This window comes from Pelagibacterium flavum (assembly GCF_025854335.1).
Lineage (GTDB): Bacteria > Pseudomonadota > Alphaproteobacteria > Rhizobiales > Devosiaceae > Pelagibacterium > Pelagibacterium flavum.
The window spans coordinates 768,306-781,968 of record NZ_CP107716.1 but is presented as its reverse complement, the minus strand read 5'-3'; the positions used below and the strand labels follow the sequence as shown (position 1 = coordinate 781,968).

Below are 13,663 nucleotides of genomic sequence, written 5' to 3'. Positions count from 1 at the left end.
CAGACAAGCGTCCGGCCACGTTCACCAAGGGAGGATAGCAAATTGAAAATCTCAACCCCAATCCTGGCTCTCGCCATGGCCAGTGCCATGGCCGGTTCGGCCTATGCGATCGACGTCAAGATCGGCGTCCTCAACGATCGCTCGGGCATCTACGCCGATCTTTCCGGCGAAGGCTCGGTGATCGCCGCCCAGATGGCCGTCGAGGACTTCATGGCTGCCGACAAGGGCATCAATGTCGAAATCATCTCGGCCGACCACCAGAACAAGCCCGACGTGGCATCCAATATCGCCCGCCAGTGGTATGATGAAGAGGGCGTCCACGCCATTTTCGACGTTCCCACCTCATCGGCCGCCCTCGCCGTCAATGAAATCACCCGCGAGAAAGACCGGATCTTCATCAATTCCGGCGCCGGCTCGGCGGACCTGACGGGCTCGCAATGCTCGCCCAACACGATCCACTGGACCTACGACACCTGGGCGCTCGCCAACGGCACCGGCTCGGCAATGGTGGAAACCGGCGCCGACAGCTGGTTCTTCCTCACCGCCGATTACGCCTTCGGCCACGCGCTTGAAACCGACACCGCCGCAGTCGTCGAAGCGGCCGGCGGCGAAGTGCTGGGCACGGTGCGCCACCCCTTCCCCGGCCAGGATTTCTCCTCCTACCTGCTTCAGGCTCAGTCCTCGGGGGCCGAGGTGATCGGTCTCGCCAATGCGGGCGGTGACACCATCAACGCCATCAAGCAGGCCTCCGAATTCGGCATCACCCAGTCCGGCCAGTCGCTGGCGGCGCTTCTGATGTTCATCACCGACGTGCACGCGCTCGGCCTCGAAACCGCCCAGGGCCTCGTTCTCACCGAAAGCTTTTACTGGGATCTCAACGACGGCACCCGCGAATGGTCGCAGCGTTTCGCCGAGCAGAACGATGGCGACATGCCCACAATGGTCCATGCCGGCGTCTATGCGGGCGTGCTGCACTATCTCAAGGCCATCGAGGAAACCCAGAGCGTAGAGGCCGGCCCCGTCATGGAAGCGATGAAGGCCATGCCGACATCCGATCCGCTGTTCGGCGAAGGTGAAGTCCGCGCCGACGGCCGCAAGATCCACGACATGTACCTGTTCCGGGTCAAATCGCCCGACCAGTCCGAAGGCCCGTGGGATTATTATGAACTCGGCTACACGATCCCGGCCGAAAACGCCTTCCGCCCGCTCGACCAGGGCGGCTGCGAGCTGGTGGATTAATTTCCACCGCTGACACAAATCGGGATGCGCCGGTTTCCTCCCCGGCGCGTCCCATTGGAGCGTTCCCAGGATAAGCATGTCCTCGACCCGATCGGGGATGGGTACCGGTTATCCGGTTCGGTAACGCGACAGAGCAAAAACTTTTCAAGCGCCTTTGAAAGCCAAACGCCATGTTCGAGATCTTCGGCATTCCGGCTGCCGCCCTGTTCGGGCAATTGCTGCTCGGGCTGATCAACGGATCGTTCTACGCCCTGCTCAGCCTCGGGCTGGCGGTGATCTTCGGTCTGCTCAACATCATCAATTTCACCCACGGCGCCCAATACATGATGGGTGCGTTCGTGGCCTGGATGCTGCTCACCTATGCCGGGATTCCCTATTGGTGGGCCCTGCTGCTCGTCCCGGTCATTGTCGGCGCGACAGGCATCGTGATCGAGCGGTTGATGATCTCGAGGCTTTATCATCTCGACCATCTTTACGGCCTTCTGTTGACCTTCGGTCTGGCGCTGATCATCCAGGGCCTGTTCCGCAATCAGTATGGCGTGTCGGGCCTGGCCTATACCATTCCCTCCCAATTGCAGGGGGGCACCAATCTTGGCTTCATGTTCCTGCCCAATTACCGCGCCTGGGTGGTCGTTGCCTCGGTCGTTGTGTGCTTTGGCACCTGGTTTTTGATCGAAAAGACCCCGCTGGGCGCCTATCTGCGCGCCGCCACCGAAAACCCCACAATGGTGGGCGCCTTCGGCATCAACGTGCCGCGTCTCATCACGCTGACCTACGGGTTCGGCGTAGGTCTGGCGGCGCTCGCCGGCGTCCTTGCCGCCCCGATCTATTCGGTCAATCCCAATATGGGCGCCGATCTGATCATCGTGGTGTTCGCCGTCGTGGTGATCGGCGGCATGGGCTCGATCCTCGGGGCCATCCTCACCGGGTTCGGCCTTGGGATCGTCGAAGGGCTGACCCGGGTGTTTTATCCCGAAGGCTCCGCCGTCGTCATCTTCGTCATCATGGCCATCGTGCTTTTGGTCAAACCCGCTGGTCTGTTCGGAAGGACCGTATAAATGAGCGATCAGACTCTGGCTGAACCGACACCGCGCGCCCAGGGCCGCACCATGGGCGTCCCGCGCCATCACATAGTGATCTTTGCCGGCCTTCTGGTGTTCCTTGTCCTCGCACCGCTCTTTCTCTATCCGGTCTTTCTGATGAAGGTCCTGTGCTTTGCGCTGTTTGCCTGCGCCTTCAATCTGTTGCTTGGCTATGGCGGCCTGCTCTCGTTCGGCCATGCCGCCTATTTCGGCGGCGCGGCCTACGTCTCGGCGCACGCCGCCAAGGTCTGGGGCTTCACGCCCGAAATCTCCATTCTGCTCGGCACCGGCTCAGCCGCCCTTTTGGGGCTGGTGATCGGCGCGCTGGCCATCCGCCGCCAGGGCATCTATTTCGCCATGGTGACGCTGGCCTTTGCCCAGATGGTCTATTTCTTCGCCCTGCAGGCACCCTTTACCGGCGGCGAGGACGGCATCCAGGCCGTGCCGCGCAACATGCTGTTCGGGCTTTTCGATATTTCGAACGACACCGCGTTCTATTTCTTCGTCCTGTTCATCGCCTTTGGCGGCCTGCTGCTCATTTACCGCATCATCCATTCGCCCTTCGGCCAGGTCCTCAAGGCCATACGCGAAAACGAGCCCCGCGCCCGCTCGCTGGGGTACCACGTCAATCGCTACAAGCTGGCCGTCTTCGTGCTCTCGGCTACCCTGGCCGGTGCCGCAGGCGCCACCAAGGCGCTGGTGTTCCAACTCGCCTCGCTGACCGACGTTCACTGGTCCATGTCGGGCGAAGTGGTGCTGATGGCGCTGCTGGGCGGCATGCACACGGTCTTCGGCCCCATAATGGGCGCCGCGATCATCGTGACCATGCAGAACTATTTCGCCAGCTTCGGCGCCTGGGTCACCGTGCTGCAGGGCACGATCTTCGTCATCGCCGTTCTGATGTTCCGCGAGGGCATCGTGGGCGTCCTCGGCAAATGGCTCAAAAAACCCATGTAGCAAACCGGTCCGCTCGATTGACGGCGACCCATTTGAGTACTCGCCACCAGACACACCACCCTGTCATTCCGGGATTTATTCCCGGAATCCAGCGCGGCGCCGGCCAAAAGCGCATAGGTGTCGATTCAGCCTAAGCGAAAAGTGCGCTGATCCTGTTGGAAAATGGTGGGTGTAACTGGGATTGAACCAGTGACCCCTGCCGTGTGAAGGCAGTGCTCTCCCGCTGAGCTATACACCCGCTCGGCATATCCATCGGAAAACTGCGACGGTGCCCATAAAAATCGCCTTGTTTGCAAGGCAGTCCCGGCCGGGCCGGGGAGAAAGAATGGTGGGCGTAACTGGGATTGAACCAGTGACCCCTACGATGTCAACGTAGTGCTCTCCCGCTGAGCTATACGCCCACTCTTTCTTTAAATTCGCGTCCCGCCAATGGCGAAGCGCAGGGCGGATACACCACAAAACGCCGGTCGTGGTCAATAGGCTTTTGCCGTTATTTGAAGCTCTTGTGACGCACGTCGCTTGCGAAGGCTGGATGGCTCAAGGTTGTGTGGAGAGTTGGGTCAGGGTGAGCCGAAAATGGCGGCCTTTGAGAACCGGAGCGGAGCGTACTTTCGGGTACGTGAGCACCGGAAGCGCAAAAGGCTGCGATTTGCAGGCCACCATCACCCAACTATCCGCACAACCTAAGCAGCCAAAAGCCGCTCCACTTCCCCCACCAGCTCCCGCAGGTGGAAGGGCTTGGAAAGCACCGAGGCCCCCTTGGGGGCTTCGCTGTCGGGGTTGAGCGCCACGGCGGCAAAACCGGTGATGAACATCACTTTCAGATCCGGATCGAGTTCGGTGGCGCGCCGCGCCAGTTCGATCCCGTCCATTTCCGGCATCACGATATCGCTCAAAAGCAGCGTAAAGGGCTCTTCGCGCAGCCGCTCATAGGCCGATTTGCCATTGTCGAACGCCACCACGTCATAGCCGGCATTCTTGAGTGCCCGTGTCAAAAACCGGCGCATGTCGGCGTCGTCTTCGGCCAGCAAAATCCGGTTCAGCGATTGGCTCATGAAAGGTCCCAGTCTCTTGTCCCAGCCGCAACTGGTTTGATTCGCATGTTTTACGAAAGCGAGGGCCCATGCAACAGTCACAATCGCCTCATCCCATCTCCCTTTTGTGGACAAGTGCGCTTCCACGTTGCAAACTTGGATTTCAACGACCGCGCCATCAAGGGGTTGGGTGTGCAATCAGACTATTCCGACAGACCTGCCTTTGAAACCATCCGCCCGCGGCGCCAGGTTGCCCCCATCATCGTCAATTCTTCTCATTCGGGCCGTGATTATCCGGCGCGGTTTTTAAAACTCTCCCGGCTCAACGAGATGGCCATTCGCCAGTCCGAAGACGCCTGGGTCGACGAGATTTTCGGGCGCGCCCCCCATATGGGCCTGCCGATGCTGCGCGCCAATTTCCCCCGCGCCTATCTCGATGTGAATCGCGAGCCCTATGAGCTCGATCCCAAAATGTTCCGCGATCCCCTGCCCGACCATTTCAACACCACTTCGCCGCGCATCGCGGCGGGCCTGGGCACCATTGCCCGCATCGTTTCGGAAAACCGCCCCATCTATCGTGAGCGCCTGGCGCTCGAAGACGCGCTCATGCGCATCGAGGGCATCTACAAGCCCTACCACAAGACCCTGCAGACCCTTTTGAGCGAAACGCTTGGCCATTTCGGTGTCGCCGTGCTCATCGACTGCCATTCCATGCCGCGGCTCAACCGGGGCAATGACCGCACGGCGCCCGACGTGGTGCTGGGCGACCGCTACGGCACCACCTGCGCCCCGGTTCTCATCGATACGGTGGAAGCGGTGTTCGCCGGTGCCGGATTGAACGTCGCCCGCAACCGCCCTTACGCCGGCGGGCACACCACCCGCGCCTATGGCCGGCCTCAATATGGCATTCATGCCATACAGATCGAATTTTCCCGCCACCTCTACATGCACGAATTGACCTTGCAGAAGCATCAGGGGTTTTCGGTCATGCAAAAGCTTGCCGAAACCCTGCTGGCAACGCTCGTGCGGTTCGACGCGGTCTCGCTGGCGCGCACGCAACTGGCCGCCGAATAAACACGAAATCTCTTGGGGAAGGAAAAGAGTGGGCCGCTCTGGGCGGCCCAAGTCAAGGGAGGAAACATTGGCGGTCCAAAAGAAACGGCAAGAGCCGAAAGAACCACCAATCCATCATGCAATATCGTGTTTGAACCTTATTTCACCGAAGCGCAAGTCCGCCAAAGGGATGATGTATGCAATCGGCATGCGCTGTTGCAAAAAGGAATCACTTCTGTAAACCCCCTGTTAAGGAAGCCGATTTGCAACCGATTACACTCGTTTTCCCGCAAGATTTTGGATGTCCATGACAATTTCGTCACCAACCGGCCTGACCGATCAGACCATCGCCGAAACCCTGATCGCCGGTGCAAATGCCGCGAGAGCCTCGACTTTGGGCCGGTTCAGAACCCAACTTGCTGTGGATAACAAGTTTTCGTCCGGCTTCGATCCGGTCACCGAGGCCGACCGGGAGGCCGAAATGCGGATCCGGGAGGTGATCGCCGCCCGCTTTCCCGATCACGGCATCATAGGGGAAGAGTGGGACACAAAGGACACGGCAACGCGGTTCAACTGGATCATCGATCCCATCGACGGCACGCGGGCCTTTATCTCGGGCGTTCCCGTCTGGGGCACGCTGATCGGCCTGACCCATGAGGGCAGGGCCATCGCCGGGCTCATGGAACAGCCCTACACCGGCGAGCGCTGGCTTGCGGTCGGCGGCAGGCTCGAGCACACGCGCAACGACCAGCCGGTCCCCACGGCCGTCAGCACGGTGACAAAACTGTCGCAGGCCCGCACCAGCACCACCGATCCTGGCTTGTTCAGTGGCCCTCAGCTTTCCGCATGGACCCAGTTGAGCGCCCGCGCCCTGCAGGTCCGCTACGGGCTCGATTGCTACGCCTATTGTCTTCTGGCCTCCGGCCATATCGACCTGGTCGTTGAAGCAGGCCTCAAAGACGTCGACATCGCCCCCTTGATCCCCATCATCGAGGCGGCGGGGGGCATCGTCACCACCTGGGATGGCGGCCGCGCCGAACGCGGCGGCACCTGCATCGCCGCCGCAACCGAACAACTGCACGAAGAAGCAATGCGCGTCCTGCGCGACGCCATGCTCGACCAATAAGCGTCAGGAACGGGAAGTCCCGCCGCCCCTTCCCCCACTGTCATCCCGGACGAAGACCCGGGACCCAGTAAACGGCAGAGTTGGCGGTTCAGTCTCAGGCATCGAGCGTACCGGGTTCCGGATCAACCCCGGGGTCCATCTAAAAGCGCTGGCGCCGCAAACCACCTCTCGGTGGCCCCCGGCTAACTCGCCTGCTCGGTCACGAACGCATCAAACGCCGCAAAAACCTGTTCGCGGATCGGGTCCGCTTCCATGAACAACTCGTGGCGCGCGCCACCGATCACCACATGATGCCCGGCCCGCAGCCGCAGCCCCAGAGCTTCGGTCGCGCTGGTATCGACAACCGTATCGAGTGCCGCCGCGCAGATAAACGCCGGGATCTTGAGCTGCGATGGAAAGTCGTCCCCATTGGCCCTGCGCATAGCGGCCAGCGACGATCCGATCCAGCCCAGCGTGGGAAGCCCGATGGCCAGATCGGGTCGCGCCTTCAATATCTCCACGCTGCGCATATAGCGCGCCCTGTCCGAGGTCAGCGGATTGCCCTCAAACCCCGCTTCGGTCTGCGCCCTGTCCTCGCGCCGCCCCACCGGCATCGTGGACAGTCCCAAAAACCGTGCCGCATCGACCAGCCGCGACGACCATTTGAGTGAAAAGGGCAGCCCGGGCAGGCTGACCATGGGCGAGGACAAGAACACCCTGTCAAACATCAGCCGGTCGCGGGTCGCAGCTAAAAGCCCGATTAATCCCCCCGTCGAATGCCCGACCAGATAATAGGGCGGCGGGCAATCGGGCAGGACGATCATTTTGTGAAAATCGTGAAGGTCGGTCCAATAGTCGTCGAAATTCTCCACATGCCCATGGCGCCGGTTGCCGATCAGCCGGTCCGACCCGCCCTGCCCGCGCAGGTCGAACGTGGCGACGGCAAATCCGCGCTTCTGGAAATCGCTTATGGTCTCGAAATATTTCTCGATGAACTCGGTGCGCCCCTGCACCAGAACGATCGTGCCGCGCGCCGCATCGCCATGCCGGGCGAAAATGCCATAGCGCAGCCGCACTTTGTCGCTGGTCGAAAAAAAACCCGACCGGGCGCCTTTGGGGATCCGATTGGTTTCGAGGTGGACAAACTCATGTCCAGTGGGCGTCGCGTCCATGTGCACCGAGGGTCTATTGGGCGTCACAGCGACAATAGCCGGGCTTGGTAAACGAGAGAACAAAAATGCGCAGACGCCGTTGCGGGGGGCGGTGAACGGCGCCTGCGCTTTGTTATGACACCGTTTCCGGCATCACATGCGCCTTTCTACCCCACCCCGCCTGACCGCTCGCTGACCGGCCCGTTCATATTCAATTCACCCGGCACTTTTCCGCCTCTTGAACAGCAAAATCGCGATTCCTATCTTAATGCTGTCCGCCGGATGGCCCGGGGACGCCGCCGGAAACCGCTCGCCTCAGATGGGAGCCCATTCCGGCAGCAATGCTCAACGTTCTTGCTACAATCAGGAGAACACTGAAAATGCAACGCCTTGATTTTTCACCCTTTTACCGTTCGACGGTCGGGTTCGACCGCCTGTTTTCCCGCCTCGACAATCTGGTGGCGGAAGATGCAAAAACCTATCCGCCCTACAATATCGAGCGCACCGGTGAGGACACCTACCGCGTAACCATCGCGGTCGCCGGCTTCTCGTCGGGCGACATCGCCATCGAGACCAAGGAAAACAGCCTGCAGGTCAAGGGCTCCCGCGCTTCGGGCGCCGATGACAAGCGCGAATTCCTCCATCGCGGCATTGCCGAACGCGCCTTCGAGCTGCGCTTCCAGCTTGCCGAGCATGTCGAGGTCTCCGGCGCTTCGCTCGAAAACGGTCTGCTGCACATCGATCTCAAGCGCGAGCTTCCCGAATCCAAGCGCCCGCGCCAGATCGAGATCGCCAGCGCACCCCAGACCATCGAAGACAAGACCGTGAACTAAACGGTCTTTGATTCTCTGAACGTTCCTCCTCCGAACGTTGGAACGGGCGCCCAGCTTAGGTTGGGCGCCCGTTTGCCATTTTAGGCTGCCCATCCTAAAATCACGGGGTCGGACTTGCCGCTGTGCAAAAAATCTGCAAGTGTCGCGCGAATTTTAGGGCAGCATTGCTGTCCATTATTGACAAATGACAGGCGATCCTTCACACAAAGACTGTGCTAAGGAGTTTCCTGGCAGAAAATCGCAGCATCGACCGTCTCCCGGACCGGTCTGCGTCGCCGGTCAAGGCCCGCCCATCATAAGGAGGAGCGGCCCGGCGGAACCCGATTGAAGGGTTCGTTTGAGCGGCCATTTGGATGCAGCGCCGCTCCAGTGTAAATAAACCGGTCTGCTCACCCGAGCCGTACATTGATCCTTGTACGACCCGAACGAGCGACCTGCACGGACGGTGAATTGGCAACCTTCCGTTAACTTTGGCGAGGACCTGATATGGGCGAAATGGACAAGCATTTGATCGAGGCGGCTGCGGCACTTCCGGGCACCACTGCGACCAAACGCAATGCCGCTCAGGGTCTGTACGATCCGGCCAATGAGCATGATGCCTGCGGCATCGGCATGATTGCCAACATCAAGAACGTCAAGAGCCACGAAGTGGTGCAGAAGGGCCTCGAAATCCTCGAGAACCTCGAACACCGCGGCGCGGTCGGCGCCGACCCCCTCATGGGCGACGGCGCGGGCATTCTCGTCCAGATCCCGCACGCCTTTTTCGACAAGGTTACAGATTTCGATCTACCCGCAGCCGGTCACTACGCGCCGATCATGATCTTTTACCCTAATGACGGGTTGCGTGATCGCTGCGCCGAACTGGTCCGCAGGACGATTGCCACAGAAGGTCTCGAAATCCTGGGCGAGCGTGTCGTTCCGTTCGACAATTCAGCGCTGTCCGAAGGCGTCATCGCCACCCAGCCGATCATCGAGCAGATGTTTGTTGCTCGCCCCGAAGGGCTCGACGATCTCGACGCCTTCGAGCGCAAGCTTCTGATCACCCGCAAGGTGATCTCCAACACGCTCTATGGCGAAATTCCCGAGGTTCAGGGCGATAACGGCTTTTACATCGTTTCGATGTCGGCTCGCACCATTGTGTATAAGGGCATGTTCCTGGCCGACCAGCTCGGCAAGTTCTATCCCGACCTGCACGATGAGACCTTCGAGAGTGCCATCGCGTTGGTTCACCAGCGCTTTTCGACCAACACCTTCCCGTCCTGGAAGCTGGCTCATCCCTACCGGATGACCATCCACAACGGGGAAATCAACACCATCCGCGGCAACGTCAACTGGATGGCGGCGCGGCAAGCGTCCGTTGCTTCCCCCAAGTTCGGCGACGACATCACCAAGATCTGGCCGATCTCCTATGAGGGCCAGTCCGATACCGCCTGCTTCGACAACGCGCTCGAATTCCTCGTGCGCGGCGGCTATTCCCTGCCCCACGCCGCCATGATGCTGATCCCGGAAGCCTGGGCCGGCAATTCACTGATGGATGACGAGCGCCGCGCCTTTTACGAATACCACGCAGCGCTCATGGAGCCCTGGGACGGTCCCGCCGCCATGTCGCTCTCGGATGGGCGCTATGTAGTGGCCACCCTCGACCGCAACGGCCTGCGTCCGGCGCGCTACCTTGTGACCAAGGAAGGCCACGTCGTGCTCGCCTCGGAATCGGGCGTCCTCGATATCCCCGACGAGGATGTGGTTGAGCGCTGGCGCCTGCAGCCGGGCCGCATGCTGTTCATCGATCTCGAAGAGGGCCGCATCGTTTCCGACGATGAGATCAAGAAGGCACTGGCTGGCAAGAACCCCTACGCGGCATGGCTCGCCAAGACCCAGATCGTGCTCGAGGACCTTCCTGAAGCCGAACCCAAGGCCCCTGCGACCACCGAGAGCCTTCTCGACCGTTTGCAGGCCTTCGGCTACAGCCAGGAAGACATAAAGATCCTGATGGCTCCCATGGCGACTACGGGTCAGGAAGCCGTTGGCTCGATGGGCACCGATACGCCGCTCTCGGCGCTCTCGGACAAGCCCAAGCTGCTCTATACTTATTTCAAGCAGAACTTTGCGCAGGTCACCAACCCGCCCATCGATCCGATCCGCGAGGAATCGGTAATGAGTCTGGTGTCTTTTATCGGCCCGCGTCCCAACCTTTTCGACCTTGAGGGTCTTTCGACCACCAAGCGTCTCGAAGTGCGCCAGCCGATCCTGACCAACGAGGATCTCGAAAAGATCCGCGCCATCGGCGATATGGCCGATAACCAGTTCCACACCGCAACCCTCGACATCACCTATGATGCCACGAGGGGCACAGCCGGCATGGAAGCGGCGCTCGACGCCCTGTGTGAACGGGCCGAATCCGCCGTCCAGAACGGGTACAACATCATCATCTTGTCCGATCGCCTGGTCGCGGCCAACCGCATCGCAATTCCCGCGCTGCTGGCGACTGCTGCAGTCCACCATCATCTGATCCGCAAGGGCCTGCGCACATCGTCGGGCCTTGTGGTTGAAACCGGCGAAGCGCGTGAAGTCCATCACTTTGCGGTTCTGGCCGGTTATGGTGCCGAGGCCATCAACCCCTATCTGGCCTTCGAGGCCCTGGCAGCGCTCCATGCCGAGGGAGAGTTCCCCGCCGAGGTCGACGCTGATGAAGTGATCTATCGCTACATCAAGTCGGTGGGTAAGGGCCTATTGAAGATCATGTCCAAGATGGGCATTTCCACTTACCAGTCCTATTGCGGCGCGCAGATCTTCGACGCGGTCGGTCTGTCGAGCGAATTCGTCAAGCGCTTCTTTTTTGGCACCGCCACGATAATTGAAGGTGTTGGCCTCCCCGAGGTGGCCAAGGAAACCCTGCGTCGCCACACGCTCGCCTTCTCCGACGATGCTGTGCTGCGCAAGAGCCTCGAAGTGGGCGGCGAATACGCATATCGCATGCGCGGCGAAGCCCATGCCTGGGGTCCCAATACCATCGCCGATCTTCAGCATGCCGTGCGGCTCAAGGGCGATACGCCCGAAAGCGCCCAGGAACGCTATGATGCTTTCGCCCGCGCGGCCAATGGCGAGAACGCCGAGCATCTCTCGATCCGTTCGCTGTTTGAAATCAAGCCCTTGGGCGAGCCAATCGACCTCTCCGAGGTCGAACCCGCCGAAGCCATCGTGCGCCGCTTTGCCACCGGCGCCATGAGCTTTGGCTCGATCTCGCGCGAAGCGCACACGACGCTCGCGGTAGCCATGAACAAGCTCGGCGGCAAGTCCAACACCGGTGAAGGCGGGGAAGATCCCGAGCGCTTCAAGCCGTTGCCCGACGGCGCCATGAATCCCCAGCGCTCGGCCATCAAGCAGATCGCTTCGGGCCGCTTCGGCGTCACCACCGAATATCTGGTCAATGCCGATATGCTCCAGATCAAGGTCGCCCAGGGCGCCAAGCCCGGCGAAGGCGGTCAGCTCCCCGGCCACAAGGTCGATTGGGTGATCGCCAAGACGCGCCATTCGACCCCGGGCGTCGCTCTGATTTCGCCACCGCCACACCACGATATCTATTCGATCGAGGATTTGGCCCAGCTCATCTACGACCTCAAGAACGTCAACCCAGAAGCGGATGTTTCGGTCAAGCTGGTGTCTGAAGTGGGCGTGGGGACCGTCGCTGCCGGCGTCGCCAAGGCCCGTGCCGACCACATCACCATTTCCGGCTATGACGGCGGCACCGGCGCATCGCCGCTGACCTCGCTCAAGCATGCGGGCGGGCCTTGGGAAATCGGGCTTGCCGAAACCCACCAGACCCTTGTCCTGAACCGCCTTCGCTCGCGCGTGGCGCTGCAGGTCGATGGCGGCTTCCGCACAGGCCGTGACGTCCTGATCGGTGCCCTACTGGGTGCTGACGAATATGGCTTTGCCACCGCACCGCTGATCGCGGCGGGTTGCATCATGATGCGCAAGTGCCACCTCAACACCTGTCCGGTCGGCATCGCCACCCAGGACCCAGTGCTGCGCAAGCGCTTCAAGGGCACGCCCGAGCACGTCATCAACTACTTCTTCTTTGTTGCCGAGGAGCTGCGTAAGCTGCTGGCCAAGATGGGCGCCAGAACGCTCAATGACGTTATCGGCCGCTCCGACCTGCTCGCCCAGACAAGGCTCGACAATCACTGGAAGGCCAAGGGCCTCGATTTCGCAAAGCTGTTTTACAAGCCCGACCCCGTCGGCGGGGATTCGATCCGTCACACCGAATTCCAGAACCATCATCTCGAGGCCGTTCTCGACCGCGAACTGATCGCCAGGGCCCGCAACGCCATCGACACCAAAGAGCCTACCCAGTTCGAAATGCCGATCCGCTCGCTCAACCGTTCGGCCGGCGCCATGCTTTCGGGAGAGGTCGCCAAGGCGCACGGCCACAAGGGGCTGGCTGATGACACCATCTCGGTTACCTTCCGGGGCACGGCTGGCCAGAGCTTTGGCGCGTTCCTCGCCAAGGGTATCAGCTTCGATCTCGTCGGCGATGCGAACGACTATGTCGGCAAGGGCCTGTCGGGCGGTCGCATCGTTATCCGCCCGTCCGAGAAATCGCAGATCGTCCCAGAGGAGTCGATGATCGTGGGCAATACCGTGCTCTATGGCGCTATTGCCGGCGAGTGCTACTTCCGCGGCGTGGCCGGCGAACGTTTCGCCGTGCGCAATTCGGGCGCCATCGCGGTCGTCGAAGGCACTGGCGATCATGGCTGCGAATACATGACCGGCGGTGTCGTCGTCGTCATCGGCAAAACCGGCCGCAACTTCGCCGCCGGCATGTCGGGCGGCGTCGCCTATGTGCTTGACGAGGAAGAAACCTTCCGCTCGCGCTGCAACCTCGCCATGGTCGACCTCGAACCGGTGTCCGAAGAAGAAGAGCTCATGCGCAAGATCCACCACCATGGTGGGGATCTCGAATGGCACGGCCGCGTTGACGTTTCGGGCGACATGACCAAGCATGACGACGAACGCCTGTTCCAGCTCATTTCCAATCACCTCCATTACACAGGCTCGTCGCGCGCCAAGCTGATCCTCGACAATTGGGATCAATACCGTCCCAAATTCGTCAAGGTCATGCCGGTCGAATACCGCCGCGCCATGCAGGAAATGGAAGATTTGCGCACGGGCCGCTCGCGCCCCACAGCAGCAGAATAAGGAGAAAGCC

At 60.9% G+C, this 13,663-nt stretch carries 9 protein-coding genes and 2 tRNA genes; 7 read left to right on the top strand and 4 right to left on the bottom strand.

Features of this window, described 5'->3' with window-relative positions; genetic code table 11:
- Positions 1-42 precede the first annotated feature (42 nt).
- The 3 genes from OF122_RS03965 (at position 43) to OF122_RS03955 (ending at position 3,278) form a co-directional block, all read left to right on the top strand.
- Positions 43-1,239 carry an ABC transporter substrate-binding protein gene (locus OF122_RS03965; RefSeq protein ID WP_408636303.1) on the top strand — a complete coding sequence of 399 codons (1,197 nt, stop codon included), beginning with the start codon at positions 43-45 and terminating at the stop codon, positions 1,237-1,239.
- A gap of 170 nt (positions 1,240-1,409) precedes the next feature.
- Positions 1,410-2,297: a branched-chain amino acid ABC transporter permease gene (locus tag OF122_RS03960; RefSeq protein ID WP_264226530.1), complete on the top strand. Its 888-nt coding sequence runs from the start codon at positions 1,410-1,412 to the stop codon at positions 2,295-2,297.
- Entirely contained in the window at positions 2,298-3,278 is a 981-nt protein-coding gene (locus tag OF122_RS03955; protein WP_408636302.1) for a branched-chain amino acid ABC transporter permease, read from the top strand.
- Positions 3,279-3,441: 163 nt separating this feature from the next.
- On the opposite strand, the gene OF122_RS03950 is transcribed toward OF122_RS03955, so the two are convergent.
- The 3 genes from OF122_RS03950 to cpdR all read right to left on the bottom strand — a co-directional run bounded on the left by OF122_RS03950 (position 3,442) and on the right by cpdR (position 4,333).
- Positions 3,442-3,516, bottom strand: a tRNA-Val gene (locus tag OF122_RS03950).
- An 88-nt stretch (positions 3,517-3,604) separates the two neighbouring features.
- Positions 3,605-3,679 (bottom strand) — tRNA-Val (locus OF122_RS03945).
- Positions 3,680-3,961: 282 nt separating this feature from the next.
- Complete coding sequence (gene cpdR, locus OF122_RS03940; RefSeq protein ID WP_014131860.1) at positions 3,962-4,333, bottom strand: cell cycle two-component system response regulator CpdR; 372 nt, start codon at positions 4,331-4,333, stop codon at positions 3,962-3,964.
- Between the two features lie 135 nt (positions 4,334-4,468).
- Here cpdR and OF122_RS03935 point away from each other — a divergent pair, with 135 nt between their 5' ends.
- Together OF122_RS03935 and hisN are read left to right on the top strand one after the other, a co-directional pair.
- On the top strand, positions 4,469-5,386 hold the full coding sequence (locus OF122_RS03935; RefSeq protein WP_264226529.1) for an N-formylglutamate amidohydrolase: 918 nt from the start codon (positions 4,469-4,471) through the stop codon (positions 5,384-5,386).
- Between the two features lie 280 nt (positions 5,387-5,666).
- The gene (gene hisN / locus OF122_RS03930; protein ID WP_264226528.1) at positions 5,667-6,491 is read left to right on the top strand and encodes a histidinol-phosphatase; all 825 of its coding nucleotides are present in this window, start codon (positions 5,667-5,669) and stop codon (positions 6,489-6,491) included.
- Positions 6,492-6,673: 182 nt separating this feature from the next.
- Here the strand turns inward: hisN and OF122_RS03925 are convergent, their stop codons facing one another.
- On the bottom strand, positions 6,674-7,642 hold the full coding sequence (locus OF122_RS03925) for an alpha/beta fold hydrolase (RefSeq protein WP_264226527.1): 969 nt from the start codon (positions 7,640-7,642) through the stop codon (positions 6,674-6,676).
- A 359-nt stretch (positions 7,643-8,001) separates the two neighbouring features.
- On the opposite strand from OF122_RS03925, the gene OF122_RS03920 reads away from it, so the two are divergent.
- Entirely contained in the window at positions 8,002-8,454 is a 453-nt protein-coding gene (locus tag OF122_RS03920; RefSeq protein WP_264226526.1) for an Hsp20 family protein, read from the top strand.
- 486 nt (positions 8,455-8,940) lie between these two features.
- Positions 8,941-13,653: a glutamate synthase large subunit gene (gene gltB / locus OF122_RS03915; RefSeq protein WP_408636301.1), complete on the top strand. Its 4,713-nt coding sequence runs from the start codon at positions 8,941-8,943 to the stop codon at positions 13,651-13,653.
- The last annotated feature ends 10 nt before the right edge of the window (positions 13,654-13,663 follow it).